Annotated in this window: 23 protein-coding genes; 19 read left to right on the top strand and 4 right to left on the bottom strand. The window is 63.6% G+C overall.

Annotated elements, in window-relative coordinates:
• The first annotated feature begins 2 nt into the window (after nucleotides 1-2).
• Entirely contained in the window at nucleotides 3-875 is an 873-nt protein-coding gene (locus N5A92_RS11395) for a glycosyltransferase family 32 protein (RefSeq protein ID WP_260902692.1), read from the top strand.
• Here N5A92_RS11395 and N5A92_RS11390 read toward each other — a convergent pair.
• Together N5A92_RS11390 and uvrA are read right to left on the bottom strand one after the other, a co-directional pair.
• Nucleotides 859-1,659, bottom strand: a complete 801-nt coding sequence (locus tag N5A92_RS11390) for a DUF72 domain-containing protein (RefSeq protein WP_260902690.1) — start codon at nucleotides 1,657-1,659, stop codon at nucleotides 859-861. The two genes, N5A92_RS11395 and N5A92_RS11390, sit on opposite strands and share 17 nt — an antisense overlap.
• Nucleotides 1,660-1,724: 65 nt before the next feature.
• Entirely contained in the window at nucleotides 1,725-4,646 is a 2,922-nt protein-coding gene (gene uvrA / locus N5A92_RS11385) for an excinuclease ABC subunit UvrA (RefSeq protein WP_260902689.1), read from the bottom strand.
• Nucleotides 4,647-5,604: 958 nt separating this feature from the next.
• Here uvrA and N5A92_RS11380 point away from each other — a divergent pair.
• The 4 genes from N5A92_RS11380 to N5A92_RS11365 all read left to right on the top strand — a co-directional run bounded on the left by N5A92_RS11380 (nucleotide 5,605) and on the right by N5A92_RS11365 (nucleotide 7,802).
• Nucleotides 5,605-6,090, top strand: coding sequence for a single-stranded DNA-binding protein (locus N5A92_RS11380; protein WP_260902688.1), 486 nt, complete (start codon nucleotides 5,605-5,607; stop codon nucleotides 6,088-6,090).
• 71 nt (nucleotides 6,091-6,161) lie between these two features.
• Nucleotides 6,162-6,557, top strand: a complete 396-nt coding sequence (locus N5A92_RS11375; RefSeq protein WP_260902687.1) for a hypothetical protein — start codon at nucleotides 6,162-6,164, stop codon at nucleotides 6,555-6,557.
• A gap of 49 nt (nucleotides 6,558-6,606) precedes the next feature.
• Complete coding sequence (locus N5A92_RS11370) at nucleotides 6,607-7,101, top strand: GyrI-like domain-containing protein (protein ID WP_260902686.1); 495 nt, start codon at nucleotides 6,607-6,609, stop codon at nucleotides 7,099-7,101.
• 305 nt (nucleotides 7,102-7,406) lie between these two features.
• On the top strand, nucleotides 7,407-7,802 hold the full coding sequence (locus tag N5A92_RS11365; RefSeq protein ID WP_260902685.1) for a DUF4168 domain-containing protein: 396 nt from the start codon (nucleotides 7,407-7,409) through the stop codon (nucleotides 7,800-7,802).
• A 50-nt stretch (nucleotides 7,803-7,852) separates the two neighbouring features.
• Here N5A92_RS11365 and N5A92_RS11360 read toward each other — a convergent pair whose 3' ends face one another.
• On the bottom strand, nucleotides 7,853-8,485 hold the full coding sequence (locus tag N5A92_RS11360; RefSeq protein WP_260902684.1) for a MarC family protein: 633 nt from the start codon (nucleotides 8,483-8,485) through the stop codon (nucleotides 7,853-7,855).
• Between the two features lie 310 nt (nucleotides 8,486-8,795).
• On the opposite strand from N5A92_RS11360, the gene gyrA reads away from it, so the two are divergent.
• The gene (gene gyrA, locus N5A92_RS11355) at nucleotides 8,796-11,591 is read left to right on the top strand and encodes a DNA gyrase subunit A (RefSeq protein WP_260902683.1); all 2,796 of its coding nucleotides are present in this window, start codon (nucleotides 8,796-8,798) and stop codon (nucleotides 11,589-11,591) included.
• Nucleotides 11,592-11,746: 155 nt separating this feature from the next.
• On the opposite strand, the gene N5A92_RS11350 is transcribed toward gyrA, so the two are convergent.
• Nucleotides 11,747-11,881, bottom strand: a complete 135-nt coding sequence (locus N5A92_RS11350; protein WP_260902682.1) for a hypothetical protein — start codon at nucleotides 11,879-11,881, stop codon at nucleotides 11,747-11,749.
• A gap of 239 nt (nucleotides 11,882-12,120) precedes the next feature.
• Between N5A92_RS11350 and N5A92_RS11345 the strand changes: the two genes are divergently transcribed.
• The 13 genes from N5A92_RS11345 (at nucleotide 12,121) to N5A92_RS11285 (ending at nucleotide 24,669) form a co-directional block, all read left to right on the top strand.
• Nucleotides 12,121-12,735 (top strand): LysE family translocator, encoded by a 615-nt coding sequence (locus tag N5A92_RS11345; RefSeq protein WP_260902681.1) that lies wholly within the window; start codon nucleotides 12,121-12,123, stop codon nucleotides 12,733-12,735.
• A gap of 51 nt (nucleotides 12,736-12,786) precedes the next feature.
• Entirely contained in the window at nucleotides 12,787-13,287 is a 501-nt protein-coding gene (coaD, locus tag N5A92_RS11340) for a pantetheine-phosphate adenylyltransferase (RefSeq protein ID WP_260902680.1), read from the top strand.
• Between the two features lie 26 nt (nucleotides 13,288-13,313).
• Nucleotides 13,314-13,895: a peptidylprolyl isomerase gene (locus tag N5A92_RS11335; protein ID WP_260902678.1), complete on the top strand. Its 582-nt coding sequence runs from the start codon at nucleotides 13,314-13,316 to the stop codon at nucleotides 13,893-13,895.
• 20 nt (nucleotides 13,896-13,915) lie between these two features.
• Nucleotides 13,916-14,395 carry a peptidylprolyl isomerase gene (locus N5A92_RS11330; RefSeq protein ID WP_260902676.1) on the top strand — a complete coding sequence of 160 codons (480 nt, stop codon included), beginning with the start codon at nucleotides 13,916-13,918 and terminating at the stop codon, nucleotides 14,393-14,395.
• 64 nt (nucleotides 14,396-14,459) lie between these two features.
• Nucleotides 14,460-15,530 carry a tRNA preQ1(34) S-adenosylmethionine ribosyltransferase-isomerase QueA gene (gene queA / locus N5A92_RS11325; protein ID WP_260902675.1) on the top strand — a complete coding sequence of 357 codons (1,071 nt, stop codon included), beginning with the start codon at nucleotides 14,460-14,462 and terminating at the stop codon, nucleotides 15,528-15,530.
• Nucleotides 15,527-16,657: a tRNA guanosine(34) transglycosylase Tgt gene (tgt, locus tag N5A92_RS11320; protein ID WP_260902674.1), complete on the top strand. Its 1,131-nt coding sequence runs from the start codon at nucleotides 15,527-15,529 to the stop codon at nucleotides 16,655-16,657. Before queA ends, tgt begins: the two co-directional genes overlap by 4 nt.
• A gap of 180 nt (nucleotides 16,658-16,837) precedes the next feature.
• The gene (locus N5A92_RS11315; RefSeq protein ID WP_425248567.1) at nucleotides 16,838-18,247 is read left to right on the top strand and encodes a circularly permuted type 2 ATP-grasp protein; all 1,410 of its coding nucleotides are present in this window, start codon (nucleotides 16,838-16,840) and stop codon (nucleotides 18,245-18,247) included.
• 207 nt (nucleotides 18,248-18,454) lie between these two features.
• Nucleotides 18,455-19,393, top strand: coding sequence for an alpha-E domain-containing protein (locus N5A92_RS11310; RefSeq protein WP_260902673.1), 939 nt, complete (start codon nucleotides 18,455-18,457; stop codon nucleotides 19,391-19,393).
• Nucleotides 19,394-19,417: 24 nt separating this feature from the next.
• A complete protein-coding gene (locus N5A92_RS11305; protein ID WP_260902672.1) occupies nucleotides 19,418-20,212 on the top strand; it encodes a transglutaminase family protein in 795 nt (264 codons plus the stop codon).
• A gap of 36 nt (nucleotides 20,213-20,248) precedes the next feature.
• The gene (locus N5A92_RS11300) at nucleotides 20,249-20,977 is read left to right on the top strand and encodes a proteasome-type protease (protein WP_260902671.1); all 729 of its coding nucleotides are present in this window, start codon (nucleotides 20,249-20,251) and stop codon (nucleotides 20,975-20,977) included.
• Between the two features lie 200 nt (nucleotides 20,978-21,177).
• The gene (locus N5A92_RS11295) at nucleotides 21,178-21,942 is read left to right on the top strand and encodes a DeoR/GlpR family DNA-binding transcription regulator (protein WP_260902670.1); all 765 of its coding nucleotides are present in this window, start codon (nucleotides 21,178-21,180) and stop codon (nucleotides 21,940-21,942) included.
• A gap of 98 nt (nucleotides 21,943-22,040) precedes the next feature.
• Nucleotides 22,041-23,603 carry a glycerol-3-phosphate dehydrogenase gene (glpD, locus tag N5A92_RS11290; protein ID WP_260902669.1) on the top strand — a complete coding sequence of 521 codons (1,563 nt, stop codon included), beginning with the start codon at nucleotides 22,041-22,043 and terminating at the stop codon, nucleotides 23,601-23,603.
• The gene (locus tag N5A92_RS11285; RefSeq protein ID WP_260902668.1) at nucleotides 23,587-24,669 is read left to right on the top strand and encodes an ABC transporter ATP-binding protein; all 1,083 of its coding nucleotides are present in this window, start codon (nucleotides 23,587-23,589) and stop codon (nucleotides 24,667-24,669) included. Before glpD ends, N5A92_RS11285 begins: the two co-directional genes overlap by 17 nt.
• Nucleotides 24,670-24,676 lie beyond the last annotated feature (7 nt).

The raw sequence follows: 24,676 nt of genomic DNA, 5'->3' as shown, positions 1-24,676 counted from the left end.
CCATGGATATCTGCACCTTCTGGCACGGAACGCATCTTCGCGAGGTCGACCAGCTTTGCCTGGCCTCGATGGTCATGACGGGCCAGCGGGTCAAACTGTTCAGCTACGAGCCGGTCCTGAACGTTCCCACGGGGGTGGAGTGTTGCGACGCGGAGGCGATATTGCCGCGGGAGACCTTCAAGCGGCTCGATCCCGGCTATCCCGATCTCAAATCGTCCCGCACTATTCCCCATTTCAGCGATCTGTTCCGCGTCACGCTCATGAAGCACAAGCAGGGCGTGTGGCTCGATACCGACATCTATCTGGTGAAGAGGTTCGAACCTGATCCGGACCGGCACTATCTGGCGCGCGAGAACCGTAGCCGTCTCGGCGTCTCGGCGCTCTACCTGCCGGAGAACAGCCCGATCATCGAGGAGTTCGAACGGTATATCGCCAGCGACGATATTGCGCCGCGCTGGCTCGGGGTAAGGCGGCGCGTGCTCAGACCGATGCTCTTGAGGCTGAAGGGAAAGGAGGTCACGCCGGCTGCCCTCGGCATCACGATCTTTGCCAATGACGGCATTTCGCGCATGGCGAAGCGCTACGGAATATTCGCCGATGCGGCGCCCAAGGAGAGCTTCTATTATTGGAACGGGAAGGAATCGCTGAAGATATTCTCGGCCAAATATGGCCTGGAACCGCTTCACCACCCTGAATTCATCGGCTTCCACATCCACCAGAAGGGGCCGACGACCTCGCCGCCCGAGGAAGGCAGCTTCTACCACTGGGCGCAAAAGAGGGTGCTCGATCACGGGTTCGGCATATCCGGCGGTGGCCGCCCCGGTCAAACCGATGCTCAGGCCACATCGCCAAAACCTATCACACCCGCTCCATGAGCGCCCGAGCCGCCTGCGGGGCGCGGATCTTTCCCTCGTGGATGAAATAGACGAAGACGTCGCGCGGGCGCGGCTCGATCTTCACTGTCTCATCGGCAAGCGGCAGGTCGCCCGGCATGCCACCTTCGGCCCAGGTCGTGGCGCGGCTCGCCCATTGGTCGAGATCGCTGGGCGTATAGGCGGTGGGGATGGAATCCTCGCCGCGCTGCAACCGCGCGTAGACGAAATCCGCCGTCACATCCGCTATTTCGGGATAGGTGAAGTGGTGGGCATAGCAGATGGCGGCGCCGTATTTGCGGGCAAGGGCGGCGAATTCCGGCACGACGAAGGAGGCATGGCGCACTTCGAGCACGTGGCGCAGACGGACGCCATCTTGCTTTTCTGGCAGAAGCTTTAGAAAACCCTCGAAATCCTCCGGGTCGAACTTCTTGGTCGGCGCGAACTGCCACAGGATGGGGCCGAGCTTGTCGCCGAGTTCGGCAACACCCGACTCAAGAAAGCGCGTCACCGATTCGCCGGCCTCGGCGAGTACCCGGCGGTTGGTTGCGAAGCGGATCGCCTTTAACGAGAAGACAAAGCCTTCCGGCGTCTCGCTCGCCCACTTGGCGAAGGTGGCCGGCTTGAAGGCCGAGTAGTAGGTGCCATTCACCTCGATGGTGGGAAGTTGCCGGCTGGCATATTCTAGCTGCCGCTTCTTCGGCAGGTCGCCCGGGTAGAAGGTGCCTTCCCAGGGCTCGAAGGTCCAGCCGCCGATGCCGGCGCGGATGGTGCCGGAACTTGTCATTCTTAGTACCTCCCACGGAAATGATTAGAGTCAACGACAATGGATGAGCGATGTCATCGAGGTCACTATTCCGCCGCCTGCCGCCGCGCCGGTCGCCTCTCCAGCAGCTCCTTCAGGAACTGCCCCGTGTAGCTCCGCTTCTCCGCCATCACGTCTTCGATCGAGCCGGCCACCACCAGTTCGCCGCCGCCGTCGCCGCCTTCCGGGCCCAGGTCGAGGATCCAGTCGGCCGTCTTGATGACCTCCAGATTGTGTTCGATGACGACCACCGTGTTGCCCTGGTCGACCAGCTCGTGCAGCACTTCAAGAAGCTTCGCCACGTCGTGGAAGTGCAGGCCCGTGGTCGGTTCGTCGAGGATGTAGAGCGTGCGGCCGGTGGCGCGCTTCGACAATTCCTTGGCGAGCTTGATGCGCTGTGCCTCGCCGCCTGACAGGGTGGTGGCCTGCTGGCCGATGTGGATATAGCCGAGGCCGACGCGGGCGAGGGTGGTGAGCTTGTCGCGCACGGCGGGGACTGCCGAGAAGAATTCCACACCTTCGTCAACCGTCATCTCCAAGACGTCGGAGATGGACTTGCCCTTGAAGGTGACGTCCAGGGTTTCGCGGTTGTAGCGCTTGCCGTGGCAGACGTCGCAGGTGACGTAGACGTCGGGCAGGAAGTGCATCTCGATCTTGATGACGCCGTCGCCCTGGCACGCCTCGCAGCGCCCGCCCTTGACGTTGAAGGAGAAGCGGCCGGGCTGATAGCCGCGCGCCTTGGATTCGGGCAGGCCCGCGAACCAGTCGCGGATGGGCGTGAAGGCGCCGGTGTAGGTGGCCGGGTTCGAGCGCGGGGTGCGGCCGATGGGCGACTGGTCGATGTCGATGACTTTGTCCAAAAACTCCAGCCCCTCGACGCGGTCGTGCTCGGCCGGGTGCTCGCGCGAGCCCATGATGCGGCGCGAGGCGGCTTTGTAGAGCGTTTCGATCAGGAGCGTGGACTTGCCGCCGCCCGAGACGCCGGTGACGCAGGCAAAGGTGCCGAGCGGGATGTCGGCGGTGACGTTCTTCAGGTTGTTGGCGCGCGCGCCGACCACACGGATGCGACGCTTCTTCGGGATTTCGCGGCGGTTTTCGGGCATGGGGATGGCGAGATCGCCGGTGAGATACTTGCCGGTGATGGAGGCTGGGTTGGCCATGATGTCGTGCGGTGTGCCTTCGGCGATGATGCGCCCGCCGTGGATGCCGGCGGCCGGGCCCATGTCCACCACGTAATCTGCCGTCAGGATCGCGTCCTCGTCATGCTCGACGACGATGACCGTGTTGCCGAGGTCGCGCAGGTGGCGGAGCGTGGCGAGCAGGCGGTCGTTGTCGCGCTGGTGCAGGCCGATGGAAGGTTCGTCGAGCACGTAGAGCACGCCCGTCAGCCCCGAACCGATCTGCGAGGCGAGGCGGATGCGCTGGCTCTCGCCGCCCGACAGCGAGCCCGAATTGCGCGACAGGGTCAGATAGTCGAGGCCGACGTCGTTCAAGAAGGTGAGGCGCTCGCGAATCTCCTTGAGGATGCGCGCCGCAATCTCGTTCTGCTTGACGTTGAGCTTTTCCGGCAGGGTGTTGAACCAGTTGCCCGACTTGCGGATCGACATTTCCGTGACTTCGCCGATGTGCAGGCCGGCGATCTTGACCGCAAGCGCCTCCGGCCTGAGGCGGTGGCCGCCGCAGGCGGGGCAGGGGTAGGCCGACATGTAGCGCTCGATTTCCTCGCGCATCCAGGCCGATTCCGTTTCCTTCCAGCGCCGTTGCAGGTTGTTGACCACGCCCTCGAACGGCTTTGTGGTGCGGTAGTTGCGCAGGCCGTCGTCATAGTCGATGACGATCTTGCGCTCGCCCGTGCCATGCAGGACTACTTCTTTCGCCTCGTCCGACAGCTCCTTCCAGCGGTTGCCGACCTTGAAGCCGAATTCCCGGCCCAGCGCCTCCAACGTCTGGAGGTAGTAGGGCGATGTGGATTTCGCCCATGGCGCAATGGCGCCCTCGCGCAGGATCGCGTTTTCGTCGGGCACGACGAGATCGGGATCGATAGCACGTTGGCTGCCGAGCCCGTCGCAGGAGGGGCAGGCGCCGGTGGGGTTGTTGAAGGAGAACAGCCGCGGCTCGATCTCGGAAATGGTGAAGCCGGAGACGGGGCAGGCGAACTTTTCCGAAAAGATGAGGCGCTCGTGCGTTTCGTTCTTCGACTTGTTGGCGCCGCCACCCTCCGCCGTCTGCGCGTCGGGCAGGGGACGGTCGGCATATTCGGCCACCGCCAGCCCTTCGGACAGCTTTAGGCAGGTCTCCAACGAATCCGCAAGCCTTGTCGCCAGATCCGGGCGCACCACGACCCGATCCACCACCACGTCGATGTCGTGCTTGTATTTCTTGTCGAGCGCCGGCACGTCGGCGATTTCGTAGAATTCGCCGTCGACCTTGACGCGCTGAAAACCCTTCTTCTGAAGCTCGGCCAGTTCCTTGCGGTATTCGCCCTTCCGCCCGCGCACGATGGGGGCGAGGATATAGAGCCTGGTGCCTTCCTCGAGCGCCAGCACGCGGTCGACCATCTGGCTCACCGTCTGGCTCTCGATCGGCAGGCCCGTGGCCGGCGAATAGGGCACGCCGACGCGGGCGAAGAGCAGGCGCATATAGTCGTAGATCTCGGTGACCGTGCCGACCGTGGAGCGCGGGTTCTTAGACGTGGTCTTCTGCTCGATGGAGATGGCCGGCGACAGCCCGTCGATCTGGTCGACATCCGGCTTCTGCATCATCTCCAGGAACTGCCGGGCATAGGCCGACAGGCTCTCCACATAGCGCCGCTGGCCCTCGGCGTAGATGGTGTCGAAGGCGAGCGATGATTTTCCCGAGCCAGACAGGCCGGTCATGACGATCAATTTCTCGCGCGGGAGATCGAGATCGACGTTCTTCAGATTGTGCTCGCGCGCGCCGCGAATGGAAATCAGCTTGTGGTCGGGCATGCCCCGTCGCTGCCTTGTCTCGACTATATGGAACGGCCGGCAGGTGCCGGCCGGGCTTCATGTAGGAATGCGAAGCGCACCACAAAAGGCGCGGCCGCATTCTGCCACCAGGCTAATCATGGATAACTCCGGCATCTTTTCCAGCTTTTCCCCTTGAGGGCAAGCAAAAAGAACAAAGAACGAACGGTATCCTGACATCTTCCTGTCGGCTGTGGGGGCGTTGCGCCGATCACAATTCACGCCGCGGCGGCGGCAAGCCTTGACGGCTGGCTTATGTGGGCGCAAAGTCGTCTTTATCCGCTGGCCAAGACGGGGTGTCGGGGCAAACCTGGCGCTGGCGTATGGACGGTGAGATCAGGAGCAACGAAACCAGGAGGGAGGCATGACTCCACCCGACTGTCCAACGGGCTCCACCGAAAGCGTGGAGCCACAGCCGACCTTGGGCTGAGAGGCTTGCCACGCCCGGCTCCGGAGGCGGAAAGCGTTCGGAACGGCGTTGAACGGAAGCCGTAGCCTGCGCCCGACGGCGCACGCGGCAGATCCCCAGACGGCTGCTGACATGACATCGATAATCATCATATGCTGGACGAACGCGAGTGATGTCGCGCGTCCTTACCAACGCCGGTAAAACACTCCCGGCACGAATGAATGGAAGCGGCCCCTGCGCGCCCGAGATGAGTGGCGGCGGGGCCTTTCCCTGTTTGGTCCCCTTTTGCGATGCGGCGGATCGCCGGGAAAACGTCGAAACACCTTGCGGCGACGTGAAACTCGCGTTATGAACAAAAAGAGAACAAAACTGTGTTGTGGACGGATGGACGCCCCGCCGATTGGGGCGAGCATGTGTGCGGCGGATCGGATAAGGTCGCGATGGCTCTGACGGGAGTTGCCGGCTTTACCTGCAGCGCAGCAGGCGGCGGGCCTTTCGGGACGCGTAATTTCGGACGAGTGGAGTGATGCCATGGCGGGCAGCGTGAACAAGGTCATTTTGGTGGGCAATCTGGGAGCCGATCCGGAGATCCGGCGGCTCAATTCCGGAGATCCGGTGGTCAATATGCGGATTGCCACCTCCGAGTCATGGCGCGACCGCGGCTCGGGCGAGCGGCGCGAGCGCACCGAGTGGCATAACGTCGTCATCTTTAACGACAACCTCGCCAAGGTGGCCGAGCAGTATCTGAAGAAGGGCATGAAGGTCTATATCGAGGGCCAGCTTCAGACGCGCAAATGGACCGATCAGAGTGGCCAGGACCGGTATACGACTGAGGTCGTGCTGCAAAAGTTCCGCGGCGAACTGCAGATGCTGGATTCGCGCGGGCAGGGCGGCGAAGGGCAGGTGGGCTATAGCGGCGGCGGGCGCGGCTCCGACTTCGGCCAGTCGGGACCGGCCGAGAATACCGGCGGCGGCGGTGGCTATTCGCGCGACCTGGACGACGAGATTCCATTCTAGGACCGATGGCCTCTTTCATTCCCTTCGACGGGCCGGGAAGCCAAGGCCTCGCGGACGGAAGCCGGGGGGCGATGGCGGTTACGCCGCGTGGACGGGCTTTGGCGCGGGCGGTTGCTTGCGCCGCTATTCTGTCTCTTTCCGCCGCAATGTCGCTGGCCGGCGAGGTCGATGTGGAGGCCGTGGATGTCAGCCGGGAGGCGGACGGCACTTACCGCTTCGACGTCACCGTTGCCCATGCGGACGAGGGTTGGGACCATTATGCCGACCGTTGGGAGGTGTTGAGCGAGGACGGGACCGTGCTCGCCACCCGCGTCCTTGCGCATCCGCACGTGGACGAGCAGCCTTTTACCCGCAGCCTTGGCGGCATTACCGTGCCCGCCGGTGTGACGCATGTCGTCGTCCGCGCCCGCGATTCCGTCCATGGCCATGGCGGGAATGAGGTAAGGCTGGCGCTGCCGGACAGGTGACGGTGGCGAATGCACCACGTTATGCGGACCGAAGGGAGGAGGGCGCTCAATGGCATTTGAGGTGAAGACGCGTGAGGCGCAGACGCTGTTCGGTAAGGTCTGGGAAGGCAGCTTCGAGGGGGCCGCCGCCGGGCATGTGAAGACGGTCGTCGCCGACATGGAGCGTCGGCGCAACCGCCTTGCGGCCGGGCGCAGCGATGCCGCCGGCCTTGTCGGCATCTCCTGGAACAACATACCGGGCGGCTTCCGCTACCTGGTGGCCCTGCCGCCGGAACTTTCCGGGCAGGGGGAGGCCGAAGGGCTGCAGGCGTTCTCTTTCCCTGAGATGCGCTTTGCCACTGCCTGGCATGAGGCTACAGACGGCGACGTTTTCGCCCACTATGAGCGCATGTTCGCCTGGATCGAGGAGAACGAGTTTCGGCGCGTCACAGATATTCTGCACCATCGCGAGGAATACCCCGCCGGGCTCGATCTGGACTCCCCGCCGCGCCTGCGTCTCATGACACCGTTGGCATCCTTGAGCGCAGCGAGTTCGGGCACATAAGGGCGCTCCAAGACTTGAGGCCGATGCCTTTAGGGCATTTTTGCACCCCCGGCCGGGATTGGCCGACGCGCTTCCTGGCCGGCAATCATGTCTGTAATCGGGCATGGCAACCCCGCCTGCGGTCAGGATTTCTTTCCCGGATTAAGCGGAAATGATGCGATGTGCGGGCGAGCGGCGTTTCTTCCGCCACATCGCTACGCCATGTTGGGTCATGCCGTAGACTGGCGAGACCGCCGGGCTGACGGCGTGCGGTTTGGGATACGCTCAGTCCGCCGGAAGAAGAAGTCGAAAAGGATCAAGAATCGATGATCTCAAACGGTTCGAAAAAATTGCTCATGGCGGCATGCCTGTCGGCTGGTGTTGCCTTCGCACCCCACGCGTTGGCCCAGGAGGCCAACCAGCCCTCCGAACCGACGATGGAGGCGCCCGCAGTCACCGAGGAGAAGCTGCAGTCCTTCGCCGTTGCCTTTCTCGAGGTCGAGAACCTCAAGCAGCAATACACGCAGCAACTGCAGGAAGCCGGCGACGATGCCGAGCGGCAGCAGCAGATTCAGAGCGAGGCTGGTGAGAAGATCTTGCAGGCCGTTGAGGAGACCGACGGCATCTCGGTCGACGAGTACAACCAGATCATCCAGTCGGCGCAAGCCGACCCCGATCTGGCGCAGCGGCTGACCGACGCGATCGGCCAGGCAAGCCAGTAAAAGCCGTAAGGCGGCGGGCCTAGCCGGTCCGCCGCTCTCGGCTGACAATCCTAGCCGGCGGCGAAGAGCGCCTTTGCGCCGTCGGAGACGAACTGCACGGCCAGTGCCGCCAGGAGCACGCCGAGCAGGCGGGTGAGGATCGAGCGGCCGGTCTCGCCCAGAAAGCCGTCGATGCGCTCGGCGAGTACGAAGACGGCGTAGGTGATGGCGATCACCAAGATGAGGATGACCGCCAGCGCCGCCTGTCCCAGCGGGCCGGCGAAGCTGCCCGACAGAAGCACCGACGCCGAGATGGCGCCCGGCCCGGCTATCAGCGGGATCGCCAGCGGAAAGGCGGCGATGTTGTGGATCATGTCGCGCGTGATGGCCCGTTGTGCGCTTTTCTCGTGCCGCTCGTGGCGGCGCTCGAAGATCATTTCGAAGGCGATGTAGAACAAGAGCAAGCCGCCGGCGACGCGGAATGCCGGCAGCGTGATGCCGAGCGCCGTCAGGATGACGCTGCCGGCGACGGCGAAAAGCATGAGAGTGCCGAGCGCAATGAGGCTGGCGCGCACGGCAACCTGGTTGCGCTCGGAGCGATTCATGCCCGCTGTCACGGCCAGGAAGAGGGGTGCCAGGCCGGCCGGGTCCACCGTCACCAAGAGTGTGATGAAGGCGTTCAGCAGCGCGTCGAAAGGCGGCATGGCGTTCCCCTTGTGGCCGGCACTGGCCGAATCGGCTCCGAATAGTGGCACATCGCGCGCCGGAATCCTTGTTGGTGACAGGAGAGAGAGGGCCCAAGGGACGCCTGCATCTCCGTCCGGGTTCTCTTCACCCCCGGCGCCGCCAAATGTGGCCGTTCCGGGACCGCTCATGCCGCACCTGCGAACGAAAGCGCTATCTTCTTGAAATTTCGCGCCATTTCCCCCGTGAATATCGCCTGTTCCCGTTGGAGAATCGACGCTGCTTCCTATATAAGGAAAGAATGATTCTCATAGCTGAATGTGACCTGATTTGACCGACCAGACGACGCCGCGCGGGCCGGGCGAGCCCGACGACATCGAGCCCATCTCCATCATCGAGGAAATGCAGCGCTCCTATCTCGATTACGCCATGAGCGTGATCGTGAGCCGGGCGCTGCCGGATGTGCGCGACGGTTTGAAGCCCGTGCACCGGCGCATCCTCTATGCCTCGCACGAGAGCGGCTATCACTGGAACCGCAAATATGTGAAGTCGGCCCGCCCGGTCGCCGACGTGATGGGTAAATATCACCCGCATGGCGACGCGGCGATCTACGATGCGCTGGTGCGCATGGCGCAGCCGTGGTCCATGCGCCTGCAACTGATCGACGGGCAGGGCAATTTCGGCTCCATCGACGGTGATCCGCCGGCGGCCATGCGTTACACGGAATCGCGGCTGACCAAGGTCGCGCATGAGCTTCTGGAGGACATCGACAAGGAGACGGTCGACTTCCAGGACACCTATGACGGCGCCGCGCACGAGCCGCGCGTCCTTCCCGCGCGCTTTCCCAACCTCCTGGTCAACGGCTCCGGCGGCATCGCCGTCGGCATGGCGACCAACATCCCGCCGCATAACCTGACCGAGGTGGTCGACGGCAGCATCGCGCTCATCGACGACCCGGCCATAGAGTTGTCGCGCCTGATGGAAATCATTCCGGGGCCGGATTTCCCGACCGGCGGCATCATCCTCGGCCGCTCCGGCATTCACAGCGCCTATTCCACGGGCCGCGGCTCCGTCGTCATGCGCGGCAAGGTAGAGATCGAGCAGATCCGCAACGAGCGCGAGGCCATCATCGTCACCGAGGTTCCCTACCAGGTGAACAAGGCGATGATGATTGAGAAGATGGCCGATTTGGTGCGCGAGAAGCGCATCGAGGGCATCTCCGACATCCGCGACGAGAGCGACCGCCAGGGCTACCGCGTGGTGGTCGAGCTGAAGCGCGACGCCAACGCCGAGGTCATCCTCAACCAGCTCTATCGCTTCACGCCGCTGCAGACTTCTTTCGGCTGCAACATGGTGGCGCTCAACGGCGGCAAGCCGGAAGTGATGACGCTCCTCGACATGCTCAAGGCCTTCGTCTCCTTCCGCGAGGAGGTGGTGAGCCGCAGGACCAAGTACCTGCTGCGCAAGGTGCGAGACCGCGCGCATGTGCTGGTGGGCCTGGCGATCGCCGTGGCGAACATCGACGAAGTCATCAAGCTCATCCGCCACGCGCCCGACCCGCAGACGGCGCGCGAGCAATTGATGGAACGGCGCTGGCCGGCGCAAGAGGTGGAAGCGCTGATCACGCTCATCGCCGATCCGCGTCACAAGGTGAACGAGGACGGCACTTACAATCTTTCCGAGGAACAGGCCCGCGCCATCCTCGACCTGCGCCTGCAGCGGCTGACCGCGCTCGGCCGTGACGAGATCGCCGACGAATTGAACAAGATCGGCGGGGAGATCGAGGAATTCCTGACAATCCTGTCCTCGCGTGCTCGCATCCAGCAGATCGTCAAGGACGAGCTGATTGCCGTGCGCGACGAGTTCGGTACGCCCCGCCGCACGGTGATCACCGAGGGCGGCGCGGATATGGAAGACGAAGACCTTATCCAGCGCGAGGATATGGTCGTCACCGTCACCCACAAGGGCTACATCAAGCGCGTGCCGCTCTCGATCTACCGGGCCCAGGCGCGCGGCGGCAAGGGCCGCTCGGGCATGTCGACCAAGGACGAGGATTTCGTGACAAGGCTGTTCGTGGCCAACACGCACACGCCGATCCTGTTCTTCTCCTCGCGTGGCATCGTCTACAAGGAAAAGGTCTGGCGCCTGCCGCAGGGGACGCCCCAGTCGGTCGGAAAGTTCCTGCGCAATATGCTGCCGCTGCAGGAGGGCGAGCGCATCACCTCCATCATGCCGCTGCCGGAGGACGAGGAGAGCTGGGACGCCCTTCACGTAATGTTCGCCACCACGCGCGGCACGGTCAGGCGCAACAAGCTATCGGACTTCACCCAGGTGAACCGCAACGGCAAGATTGCCATGAAGCTCGACGAGGAGGGCGACGAGATTCTCGGCGTCTATACTTGCACCGAGGATGACGACGTGCTTCTGACGGCGGCTTCCGGCCAGTGCATCCGCTTTTCCGCCACCGGCGTTCGCGTCTTTGCCGGCCGCAACTCGGTCGGTGTGCGCGGCATCAACCTGGCCGACGGCGACCGCGTCATCTCCATGGCCATCCTCGGCCATGTGGAGGCCACGGCGGCCGAGCGCTCGGCCTATCTGAAGCAAGCGGCCGCCGAGCGGCGGCTAGCCAATGGCGGCGAGGAAGAGGAGATCGCGCTCACCAATGAGGAGGTGGGCGAGGAGACTGACCTGTCGACAGAGCGCTACGAAGAACTCAAACGCCGCGAGCAGTTCGTGCTCACCGTCAGCGAATATGGCTACGGCAAGCGCTCGTCTTCGTACGATTTCCGTGTCATCGGCCGCGGTGGCAAGGGCATCCGCGCCACCGACGTCTCCAAGCGGGACGAAATCGGCTCTCTGATTGCCGCCTTCCCGGTGGCGCCGGAGGACCAGATCATGCTGGTCTCCAATGCCGGTCAGGTGATCCGCGTCCCGGTCGACGGCATCCGCATCGCCAGCCGCGCCACCAAGGGTGTGACCATCTTCAATACGGCGGATGGCGAACGGGTGGTCTCGGTCGAACGGATTTCCGAGCCGCAGGGTGAGGAAGAGACGACGGGAGAGGGCGTCGCGACGGATGAGGCGCCACCTCAGCAGGAAGGTAGCGAGGACGGCGGGGACGCTTAGAGCGGGCGCTCCAACTGCCGTCATCCCGGCCGAACGAAGAGAGGGCCGGGATCCATTCCGCGACGTCGATGCTCCGGAATGGATCCCGGACAGTCTTTGCCTACGGGCTTTCGGCTTCCGGGATAACGCCCAATCTCTGACCGGGCGTAGCGAGGCTAGCGGCGGTAGGGGAAGCGCTCGTTGCGCGTCCTGTTCTCCAGCCTTACGCGCTGTGCTTCCTGATGAAGAGCGAACGCGGTGGCGATCAGCATGGCAAGGGTCATTGCGGCTGCGAGCGTAAAGATCAGCATCGGTCTGCCTCCTTGGCACTGTAACGGGCGATGGCTCGTTTCGGTTCCGCCACGACCGCCCCAACTGCAGCCATAGTCGCAGACGCGGCGGGAACGGGTGCTGAATGTTCCATTTAGGTTCCGTTCATCTAGGGGTGGCGAGAATTACCCGTGGAGATGCCGGGTCCCGAGGGGCCTAAACTGCACCTTGCCTTCGCTGTCCGTCTGTGGCTTCGTTCACACATAGCGAGGATTACCCCATGCCGGACTACGCAGCTCTCATCTCCTATTTCGTCGCCTGCTTCGTCATCGTGATCGTGCCGGGGCCTTCGGTGACGGTCATCATCGCCAACTCATTGCGCCATGGTGCACGCGCCGGGTTGCTCAACGTGCTCGGCACGCAGATTGGCCTCGTGCTCATGATCGCCGTGCTGGCCTTCGGTCTGGCGGCGGTCGTCGGTGCCATGGGCAACATCTTTGAGGTCCTGCGTCTGATCGGCGCGGCTTATCTCATTTGGCTCGGCATCCGCATGTGGCGCTCGGACGGCTCGCTCGGGGCAGCGGAGCAGGTGCCGGCGGCAGGTCGTTCCTTTGTTCTGCAAGGCTTCGTCGTCATCTGGTCGAACCCCAAGGCGCTGCTCTTCTTCGGCGCCTTCATCCCGCAATTCGTCAATCCGGCGGGCAACCCGGTGTGGCAGACCGTGGTTCTCGGCACAGTCTTTATGGCGGTGGCGACGGTGTGTGATTCGCTTTACGCCTTGGCTGCCAGCGGGGCGGGCGCGCGACTGACGAGGGCGCGCGTGAAGCTTGTCGAGCGCATCTCCGGCACCTGCCTCATCGGTGGTGGGCTGTGGCTGGCGCTGTCGCGGCGGTGAGGGCACTGGGGCGAATTGCCATTGCCGGAAAGGCGGGTTAGAAGCTCGCTCATGACCACACGCACCGCCTTCTATGCTGGCTCCTTCGATCCGCTGACCAACGGCCATCTGGACGTCCTCAAGGGTGCGCTCACGGTGGCCGATACGGTCGTCCTCGGCATCGGCCTGCATCCGGGCAAGACTCCGCTCTTTTCCTATGAGGAGCGCGCCACGCTCATCAAGCGTGCTGCGGAGGATGAACTTGACGGGAACGGGGGGCGCATCGAGGTGGTCGCTTTCGACAATCTCGTCGTCGACGCCGCGCGCGCCCACGGCGCCTCCATCATGATCCGGGGCCTGCGCGACGGTACCGATCTCGACTACGAGATGCAGATGGCCGGCATGAACGAGACCATGGCCCCGGACCTGCAAACGGTGTTCCTGCCGGCAAGCCCGTCCGTGCGCACCATTACCGCCACACTCGTGCGCCAGATCGCATCGATGGGTGGCGACATCACGCCTTTCGTGCCGGCCGTCGTCGCTCGCGCGCTGAAAGCCAAGTTCGCCGCCTGAGCGGGAAAATCCAGGAGATTATCGTCATGCGCCTTCTTTCCTTCGCAGCACCTCTTTGCCTCGCCGCCGGCCTTGCCTTCGCCGGCCCCGCTTTGGCGGCGGAGCCGGAAGATACGCTCGTCATCGAGCTCGACAGCGGCACGGTGGAGATAGCACTGCGCCCGGACCTTGCCCCTCAGCACGTCGAGCGCATCAAGACGCTGGCGCGCGAAGGCGCCTATGACAACGTCGCCTTCCACCGGGTGATCGACGGCTTCATGGCGCAGACTGGCGATGTGGAGTTCGGCGACATGGAGGACGGTTTTGATCCGCAGCGCGCCGGCACCGGCGGTTCGGAGCTGCCCGATTTGCCGGCCGAATTCTCCGACGCGCCCTTCGAGCGCGGCACGGTGGGGATGGCGCGGTCGCAGAACCCGAACTCGGCCAACTCCCAGTTCTTCATCATGTTCGCGCCGGCGCCGCACCTGAACGGCAGCTACACCGTCGTCGGCCAGGTGGAATCCGGCATGGAACATATCGACCAAATCAAGAAGGGCGATCAGGCCGCCAATGGCTCTGTCGTCGACCCCGACCGCATGGTGCGCGTCACCATCGCCGCCGACGAATAGAAAAGGAAGGAATTTCTCCGATGGCCGAGAGCAAAGACCCGGAAAACACGATCGTCATGGAAACCACCAAGGGCAGGGTGGTGATTGAGCTCCTGCCTGAGGTGGCGCCGGCCCATGTGGAGCGTATCAAGGAACTGACGCGCGAGGGCTTTTACGACGGCATTGTCTTCCACCGCGTCATTGACGGCTTCATGGCGCAGACGGGTGACCCGACGGGCACCGGCATGGGCGGCTCCGAAAAGCCGGACCTGAAGGCCGAGTTCTCCAACACGGCGCATGAGCGCGGCACCTGTTCCATGGCGCGGTCGCAGAACCCGAACTCGGCCAATTCGCAGTTCTTCATCTGCTTCGACCGGGCGCCGTGGCTCGACCGGCAATACTCGGCCTGGGGCCAGGTGATCGAGGGCATGGAGAGCATCGACGGTCTGAAGCGGGGCGAGCCGGTGCGCGAGCCGGATTCGATCGTTTCGATGAAGGTGGCGGCAGATGTTGCGGAGTGAGTAGAGAGTAGTGAGATAGTGAGTGGTGGATTTATGCTGCTCACTGTTCGCCACTCGCTGATCCATGCGTGTTGACCAATTCGACTTCGAACTGCCGGAAGAGCGAATCGCGCTGAGGCCCGTGAGCCCGCGCGATTCCGCGCGTCTGCTTGTGGTCGGGGGTGGGTTGGAAGACCGCGTCGTGCGCGACCTGCCGCAGGTTTTGCGGCCAGGCGACGCGGTGGTTTTCAACGATACGAAGGTCATCCCGGCCAGGCTCTCAGGTATCCGCAGGCGCGGCGAGGCAGTGGCGCATGTGGAGGCGACGTTGCATATGCGTGCCGGCTCCGATCGCTGGAAGGCGTTCCTCAAGCCGGCCAAGCGGGTGGCGGTGGGCGAGCGCATTCAGTTCGGCCATGACGGCGAGAGCTGTTTTCTGGGAACGCTCGAAGCGACAGTCGCCGAGAAAGGCGAGGGCGGCGAGGTGTTGCTCGTCTTCGACATGTCCGGCCCCGTGCTCGACGAGACGATTGCCGCTGCCGGCCATATGCCGCTGCCGCCCTACATCGCTTCGAAACGGCCGGACGACGAGCGCGACCAGAAGGACTATCAGACCATCTATGCCCGGGAGGAGGGGGCCGTGGCGGCACCCACCGCCGGGCTTCATTTCACGCCGGAGCTTTTTGCTGCGCTGGACGCGGCCGGCATCGAGCGCCATTTCGTGACGCTGCATGTGGGCGCCGGCACGTTCCTGCCCGTCAAGGCGGAGGACACCGGGGCGCACAGGATGCACGCCGAATGGGGCGAGGTGGACGCCGGGACCGCGAAGGCCCTCAATGCCGTGCGTGCGCGGGGCGGCCGTATCGTCTGCGTCGGCACGACGTCGCTCAGGCTTCTTGAAAGCGCGGCAGCGGAGAGCGGTGAGCTTGCCGCCTGGTCCGGCGAGACCGACATCTTCATTGTGCCCGGCTACCGGTTCCGGGTGGTCGACGTGCTGATGACCAATTTCCACCTGCCGCGCTCGACGCTCTTCATGCTGGTCTCGGCCTTCAGCGGGCTTGAGACGATGAAAGAAGCCTACCGCCACGCCATTGAACGCGGCTATCGTTTCTACTCCTATGGCGATGCGTGCCTGCTTTTCAGGAAAGACCGTTGAGCGACACCTTCACATTCCGCGTGCTTGCCACTGACGGCCAGGCCCGGCGCGGCGAGATTTCCATGCCGCGCGGCACCGTGCGCACGCCGGCCTTCATGCCTGTCGGTACCGCGGGCACGGTCAAGGCCATGTACCTGGATCAGGTACGCGCGCTTGGCACCGATATCATCCTCGGCAACACCTATCATCTGATGCTCAGGCCTGGTGCGGAGCGGGTGGCGCGCCTTGGGGGCCTCCATGAGTTCGCCCGCTGGCCGCATCCGATCCTCACGGATTCGGGCGGCTTCCAGGTCATGTCGCTGGCGGCGCTCAGGAAGATCAGGGAGGAGGGCGTGACGTTCCGCTCCCATGTGGACGGGCAGGTCTACGAGATGTCGCCGGAGCGCTCCATCGAAATCCAGGGCCTGCTCGATGCCGACATCCAGATGCAACTCGACGAGTGCGTGCGCCTGCCGGCGCCGCGGGAGGATGTCGAGCGGGCGATGGAGTTGTCGTTGCGCTGGGCGGAGCGCTGCAAGACGGCGTTCGGCGATCAGCCGGACAAGGCCATGTTCGGCATCGTTCAGGGCGGCGTCGATGCCGATCTTCGCGCGCGCTCGGCGGCCGCCCTCTCGGCGATGGAGCTGAAGGGCTATGCCGTTGGCGGCCTTGCCGTCGGCGAGCCGCAGCAGGTGATGCTCGAGGTGCTGGAGGCGACGTGCCCGGCGCTGCCGGCGGAAAAGCCGCGCTACCTTATGGGGGTGGGCACGCCGAACGACATCCTGAAGTCCGTCGCGCGCGGCATCGACATGTTCGACTGCGTGATGCCGACCAGGGCCGGTCGCCACGGCCTTGCCTATACGAGGCGCGGCAAGATCAACCTGAAGAACGCCCGCCACGCAGAGGATCCGCGTCCGCTGGACGAGGAGAGCGACTGCCCCGCCGCGCGCGGCTATTCCCGCGCGTATCTGCATCATCTGGTGAAGTCGGGTGAGGCGCTGGGCGCCATGCTGCTCACCTGGAACAACCTCGCCTACTACCAGGGCCTGATGGCCGACATCCGCACCGCCGTCGAGGCAGGACGGCTGGGCGAACGGGCAGACGAGATGCGGGAGGAATGGGCGCGCGGTGATTTGCCGGCTCTGTAATACATCTCACCCGACGCACTGCCGGCCTTTCCTCTGCCTATTTCGCAGGCAGAACCGCACGATCGCCTGTAGAAATCGCAGGCAGAATGGTCGCCGAACGGGCATTCTTATGTAACTATTAGAAATAGCTTGCGTTTCAGGTGCAGGCTGGCTGAAAATGCTTTCAGGAAGGAGCATTTCTTGGCCATGTTCGATGAGATGCGCCTGGGAGATCGGGCAAGACAACCCTACGAGGCCTACGAGAACTGGTTCCATAGCCAGGACCCGGCAAGGCTGAACGAGAAGTCGCAGGATGCCGAAAAGGTATTCCGCCGAACCGGTATCACCTTTGCCGTCTACGGCGAGGCGGAGGCCGCGGAGCGTCTCATCCCCTTCGACATCGTGCCGCGCATTCTGTCGGGCAAGGAGTGGCGGCGCCTGGTCCAGGGCATCGAGCAGCGCGTGCAGGCGCTGAATGCCTTTCTCTACGATATCTATCACCGGCAGGAGATCCTGCGGGCCGGCCGCATTCCCAAGGAGATCATCGCCTGCAACGAGGCTTTCCTGCCGGAGATGATCGGCGTGCGCCCGCCCGGCGGCGTCTATACGCATATCATCGGCGTAGACATCGTGCGCACCGCCGAGGACGAGTTCTACGTGCTGGAGGACAATGCCCGCACGCCGTCGGGCGTCTCCTACATGCTGGAGAACCGCGAGACGATGATGCAGCTCTTTCCGGAGCTGTTCCAGAAGGTGAAGGTGCTGCCGGTGGAGAACTATCCGCAGCTCCTGCGCGACTCGCTCGCCGCCGTCCGTCCGGCCAACTGCGACGGCTCGCCTTCCATCGCCGTGCTGACGCCGGGAAGCTTCAACTCAGCCTATTTCGAGCATGCCTTCCTGGCCGACCAGATGGGCGCGGAACTGGTGGAGGGGCAGGATCTGCGCGTGGTCGACGGGCGCGTGGCCATGCGCACCACTCAGGGCTACAAGAGCATCGACGTGCTCTATCGTCGCGTCGACGATGACTTCCTCGATCCGCTGACCTTCAATCCCGATTCGATTCTCGGCGTTCCCGGCATCATGGACGTCTACCGCGCCGGCAATATTGCGATTGCCAACGCGCCGGGCACGGGGATCGCCGATGACAAGGCGATCTACTCCTACATGCCGGAGATCGTCGAGTTCTACACCGGCCGCAAGGCGATCCTGCGCAACGTGCCGACCTGGCGGTGTTCGGAGCCGGCGAGCCTCTCGCACGTCCTCGACAATCTGCATGAACTAGTGGTGAAGGAGGTGCACGGCTCCGGCGGCTACGGCATGCTGGTCGGGCCGGCGGCTTCCGCCAAGGAGCGCGAGGCCTTCGCCGCCAAGCTCAGGGCCAGGCCCGCCAACTATATCGCCCAGCCGACACTGTCGCTTTCCACCTGTCCGGTGCTCACCGAAAAAGGGCTGGCACCGCGCCACGTGGACCTGCGCCCCTTCGTTCTGGTCTCCGACCGCATCCGCACGGTGCCGGGCGGGCTGACGCGGGTGGCGCTGAAGGAAGGCTCGCTGGTTGTGAACTCCTCGCAGGGCGGGGGGACGAAGGATACGTGGGTGCTGGATGATTGAGGGGTGAATGGTAAATAGTAAATAGTAAGTAGTGGATTGCAACGGAAACGATATAGTGGCTGTCACTCCCCACTATCTATTCACTATTCACTATTCACTATTCACTATTCACTATTCACTATTCACTATTCACTATTCACTATTCACCATTTACTATTTACTATTTACTATTTACTATTCACTGCTCACTGAGTGGAGCCATGTAGAATGCTTCTGGGGCGCGCGGCCAACGGCCTTTACTGGATGCACCGCTATATCGAGCGGGCGGAGAATATGGCCCGTCTCGTCGATACCGGCCATCGCCTTGCCTTGACGCAGACGGGCACGGCGTCGGACGAATGGATATCGGTCCTCACCAGCGCCGGCGCGCGCGAGGCTTTCGAACAAGAGGAGCGGCCCCACGACACGGCGAGCGTGACGGATTTCCTTCTGCGCGACCTCTCGAACCCGTCCAGCGTGATGTCCTCCATGGAGACCGCCCGCACCAATGCGCGCATGGTGCGCACGGCGCTGACGCGGGAGACCTGGGAGAGCATCAACGAAGCCTGGATGGCGCTGCGGCGCATGCTCATGCGCCCGGTCGACGAGCGCGACCTGCCGGCCGTCCTCGACGCCATCAAGCGCGAGACAGCGCTCATCCGCGGCGCCTTCCACGGCACCATGCTGCGCAACGAGATCTTCGATTTCGCCCAGCTCGGCACGCTGATCGAACGCGCCGACAACACCGCGCGCATCCTCGACGTCAAATATTACGTGCTCTTGCCGTCGGTCGCCTGGGTCGGATCGCCGCTCGACAATCACCAGTGGCAGACCATCCTGCGCTCGGTCTCCGCCCTGCGCTCCTACCGCTGGATCTACGAAGGCTACGAGCCAACCAGCATCGCCGACTATCTCATCCTCAACCGCCGCATGCCGCGCTCGCTCGCCTTCTGCTATCGCGGCATCTGCGATGCTCTGGAATTCCTGGCCGAGGAATATGGCGCCCGGCACCAAAGCCACGATATGGCCGCCGCGAAGCGGGAAAAGCTGCGCTCCGCTTCCGTCTCCGACATCTTCGAAGAAGGCCTGCACGAGTTCCTGAAAGATTTCATTCGTGACAATGGCGCGCTGGGGGATCAGATTGCCGCGGACTATCGTTTCTACTGAACAGGATCCTTCCGGCCGACGCACATGCGCCTAAAAATCTCGCACCGCACCGAATATCAGTATGACGCGCCGCTGTCCTACGCCCTGCAGCGCCTGCGGCTGTTCCCGAAGAGCGACCCCGCTCAAGATGTCGTCGAGTGGGCGCTTTCCATCGAAGGGGCGCGTGAGGAGGTGCGCTACGACGACAGCTTCGGCAACGACACGCGTCTCCTGAGCATCGACGGGACGCCGCACACCATCGCCATAGCCGCATCCGGCGTGGTCGAGACGAAGGATACGAGCGGCGTTTCCGGCAGGCATACGGGTCTCGCGCCGCTTTGGCTGTTCTGTCAGGAAACGCCGCTGACAGCGCCGGGGCCAGGCGTTGCGGCGCTCGTCGAGACGGTCCGCGGCGACGAAGCCGTCGAGCGGCTGCACGCCTTGATGGGGCTGGTGCGCGAGGGTGTCTCCTATGTGACGGGCGCGACCAGCGCCGTGACGACGGCGGAAGAGGCACTGGCGCAAGGGCAGGGGGTGTGCCAAGACCACGCACACATCTTCCTCTCGGCCGCACGCTCCATGGGCTTTCCCGCCCGCTATGTGAGCGGCTATCTGCGCCTTGACGATATCGACGAGCAGACAGCGAGCCACGCCTGGGCCGAGGCGCATGTGGAAGGAGTCGGCTGGATCGGCTTCGACTGCTCCAATGGTATTTCGCCCGACGAACGCTATGTGCGTGTGGCGACAGGCCGCGACTATCGCGACGCCATGCCGGTCATGGGGATTCGTCTGGGCCAGGCCGAGGAACAGCTTGCGGTCCAGATCAGTGTCGAGCAGTAATCTGGCACAGAGATTCGCAACGGGACGTTCGCGTACATGACCTACTGTGTCGGGCTCAAGATAGATAGCGGGCTGGTGTTCATGTCCGATACGCGGACGAACGCCGGCGTCGACAACGTCTCCACCTTCAGCAAGATGCACCGCTGGTCGAAGCCGGACGAACGAGTGCTCGTTCTCCTGTCAGCAGGCAACCTTGCCACCACCCAGGCCGTCATCAGCCTTCTCGACGAGCGCACCAAGGCTCCGAAGGAGCGGGCGCCCTCGGTGATGAAGACATCGTCCATGTATCAGACGGCCAAGCTTGTCGGCGACGCGCTGAAGGAGGTCATCCATGACGCCGCGCCCGCCGGCCAGAATGCCGATGCCTTCGGTGCCTCCTTCATCCTCGGCGGGCAGATTCGCGGCACCGAACCGCGTCTCTTCCTCGTCTATCCGGAAGGCAATTTCATCGAAGCCGGCCCCGACACGCATTTCTTCCAGATTGGCGAGACAAAATACGGAAAGCCGATCCTGGTACGCTCGCACGACCCGAAGATGAGTTTCGAGGAGACGGTGAAGCTTTTGCTCGTTTCTTTCGATTCGACCCTGAGGTCAAATCTCTCGGTCGGCCTGCCGCTCGACCTGCTCTATTACCCGCGCGACAGCTATCGCATTGGCTTCGAGAAGCGGATCAGGCAGGACGACGGCTATTTCCGAACGGTTACCGAGGGCTGGTCGAACGCCTTGAAATCGGCGTTCAAGAGCCTGCCCGACTTCAAACCCTGATTGTTTGTTCTGCGCCATACTGGAAGCCGGAGCGCAGTGGAGGGTGTCCGACATCCGTTCCGGAGCATGGAAAGATCACGGAATAGGTGCCGGCGCGCGGGAGTTTCGCTCCCTTGGCCGGATGGCGTGCGAAGGTTGGCTCTTTCAGAAATTTTCGTTTCTGCTATAACGCAGGCAAAACGAAAGTGGGGATAGGGGTCGTGTTTCTTGCGCCGCGCCATGAGGAGATCCTTCAGATCGCCAAGGACCAGGGCCGTGTCACGGTCGACGGGCTGGCCGCGCGCTTTCACGTGACGCCGCAGACGATCCGCAAGGATCTCAACGATTTGTGCGACCAGCGGCTGTTGACGCGCATCCATGGCGGAGCGCTGCTGCCGTCGGGCATCGAGAACATGGAATACGAGGCCCGGCGCGAGCTCAAGGCGGAGGAGAAAAGCGCCATCGGCCGCGCAGCGGCGGAGCTTATCCCCGACAAGGCCTCGCTCTTCATCAATATCGGCACCACCACAGAGGCCGTGAGCGATGCGCTTCTGGATCACCGCGATCTCATGGTCATCACCAATAACATCAATGTTGCCAATAGGATGCGGGTATACCCGGCGTTCGAGGTCATCATCGCCAGTGGTGTCGTGCGCGGCTCCGACGGGGGCATCGTCGGTGAGGCGGCGGTCGATTTTATCCGCCAGTTCAAGGTGGACTATGCGGTCATCGGCGTCTCCGCCATTGATGAAGAGGGTGCGCTTTTCGATTTCGATTATCGCGAGGTGAAGGTTGCGCAGGCGATCATCGCCAATGCGCGCCACGTCATCCTTGTTTCTGATTCTTCGAAGTTCGACCGCAGCGCACCCGTGCGGATCGGCCATGTCTCGCAGATGGACACCTTCATCACCGACCGCTGCCCGAGTGCCGCATTCCGCGCTGTTTGCGAGGAAGCGGACGTGCGCCTTGTGGAAGCGTGCAGGTAGTTGCGATCGTCCGCCGTCTTCATTTGACATTCACAATGTTTTCGTTTTAGTTTCATTTCCAGGGAGAGATGCTTTCCACATTGCCACGGGAGGAGCGATTGGGCGACGGTCCCATTCACGATCTGTTCGTCATCGGCGGCGGCATCAACGGATGCGGCATCGCGCGCGACGCAGCCGGCCGGGGCTATTCCGTCATGCTCGCCGAGATGAACGATCTGGGCAGCGGCACCTCGTCCGCCTCCACCAAGCTTATCCACGGTGGCCTGCGCTATCTCGAATATTATGAGTTCCGTCTCGTGCGCGAGGCGCTGATGGAGCGCGAGGTGCTGTGGAAGAGTGCCCCGCACATCATCTGGCCGATGCGCTTCGTCCTGCCGCTCCATAAGGGCCTGCGGCCCAGCTGGCTCATCCGCCTCGGCCTCTTCCTCTACGATCATATCGGCGGGCGCAAGCTGTTGCCGCCGACGCGCACGCTCGACATGCGCAGCGACCCCGCCGGCAAGCCGCTCAAGGCCGCCTATCGGCGCGCCTTCGAATATTCCGACTGCTGGGTCAACGACGCGCGGCTGGTGGTGCTGAATGCACTGAGCGCCACTGAGAAGGGCGCCGACATTCGCACCCGCACCAAGGTGGTGGGCGCGCGCGTTGAAGAGGGCATTTGGCGGCTTTCCCTGCGCGATCTCGAAACCGGTACCATCGAGGAGGCGCGCGCGCGGCTGGTGGTCAATGCGGCCGGCCCCTGGGTGGACGAGGTGATCGCCGGCGCGCTCGGCCGCAACGCCGCTCACAATGTGCGCCTGGTCAAGGGCAGCCACATCGTCATCAGGAAGAAGTTCGACGATCCGCGCGCCTATTTCTTCCAGAACGCCGACGGACGCATCATCTTCTCTATCCCTTACGAGGAGGATTTCACCCTCATCGGCACCACGGACCAGGATTTCGATGGCGATCCGGCGGCCGTCGAGATCAGCGGGGAGGAGATCTCCTATCTGTGCGCCGCGGCCAGCGAATATTTCGTCGAGCCGGTGCGGCCTGAAGACGTGGTGTGGAGCTTCTCCGGCGTGCGGCCGCTCTTCGACGACGGCGCAAGCAAGGCCCAGGAGGCAACGCGCGACTACGTGCTGAAGGTGGAGGATGCCGCCGGCGCCTCGGTCATCCATGTCTTCGGCGGCAAGATCACCACTTTCCGCCGGCTGGCCGAGGCCGTTCTGGGCGAAATCGGCAAGCGGGTTGGCGGGCGCGGAAGCCCGTGGACGGCGGAGGCCCCGCTGCCCGGCGGCGGATTTGGCCCGCACGCGTTCGATGCCACGGTGGAGGCGCTCAGGCGCGACTACCCCTTTCTCGAAGGCACCCTTGCGCGGCGCCTCATCCGTCTTTACGGGACGCAGGCGCGGGCACTGCTGGGCGAGGCGGCAAGCGCAAAGGATCTCGGCCAATGCTTCGGCGCCGACCTCTATGAAGCCGAGCTGCGCTATCTGGCGGCGCACGAATGGGCGCGCAGCGGCGACGACGTGCTCTGGCGGCGCACCAAGCGCGGCCTGCGGTTGACGAAGGAGGAGGCGCGGGCGGTGGATGTGTTCATGCGCGAACTGAGGTTGCGCGAGGTGGCACGCGCGGAAGCACCAACGGAAGGAGGACGTGGCCGTGCTGGAGCTGCGTGACGTCTCCAAGATCGTCTCGGGCGAGACACATATCAGCAATGTTTCGCTGCGGCTCGAGGCGGGTTCGCTCAATGTGCTTTTGGGGCCGACGCTGGCCGGCAAGACGACGCTCATGCGGCTGATGGCCGGGCTCGACCAGCCGACCTCGGGCACAGTCCATATGGACGATGCGGATGTCACCGGCGTACCGGTGCGAAAGCGCAGCGTTGCCATGGTCTACCAGCAGTTCATCAACTACCCGGCGATGAGCGTCTATGAGAATATCGCTTCGCCGCTGCGCGTGGCCGGCGTCGACAAGGCGACGTTGGACCGCAAGGTGCGCCAGGCGGCGGACCTTCTGCGGCTGACGCCTTATCTGGAGCGCCTGCCGCTGGAGCTTTCCGGCGGCCAGCAGCAACGCACGGCCCTTGCCCGCGCCATGGTGAAGGATGCCCGCCTAGTGTTGCTCGACGAGCCGCTCGCCAATCTCGACTACAAGCTGCGCGAGGAACTGCGCGCCGAGCTGCCGCGCATCTTTGCCGAATCCGGCGCCATCTTCGTTTACGCCACCACCGAGCCCAGCGAGGCGCTGCTTTTGGGCGGCAAGACGGCAACGCTCAGCGAAGGCCGCGTCACCCAATTCGGGACTACCATCGAGGTCTTCCGCAATCCGGCCGACCTTCTGACGGCGCAGACCTTCTCCGATCCGCCGCTCAACACCATCGAGGTGCGCAAGGATAAAAATCGCTTCATGCTGGACGGTTCGGACGGGCTGCCCGTGCCGGTGCGGCTCGCTGGCCTTGCCGACGGCGTCTACACGCTCGGCTTCCAACCGCACCACCTCTCGTTCAAGGGGCGCGAGGCGGATGCCGTGTCCGTCGATGCTCGGGTGACGGTGACGGAGATCACCGGCTCGGAAAGCTTCGTGCACCTCGACTATGCGGGCAATCAATGGGTAATGCTCGAAGAGGGTGTGCACCGGCTCAACGTCGACGAGACGCTACGCGTCTTCATCGACACGCGCCATCTGCTCGTCTTCGATGAGGCGGGGCGCAGCGTGGTCGCGGACCGCGCGGAAGCGGCGTAGGGGAGGG

It is taken from the genome of Chelativorans salis, assembly GCF_025336525.1.
GTDB lineage: Bacteria > Pseudomonadota > Alphaproteobacteria > Rhizobiales > Rhizobiaceae > Chelativorans > Chelativorans salis.
The sequence above is the reverse complement of the archived record's forward strand: the minus strand, read 5'-3'. Positions and strand labels throughout refer to the sequence as shown.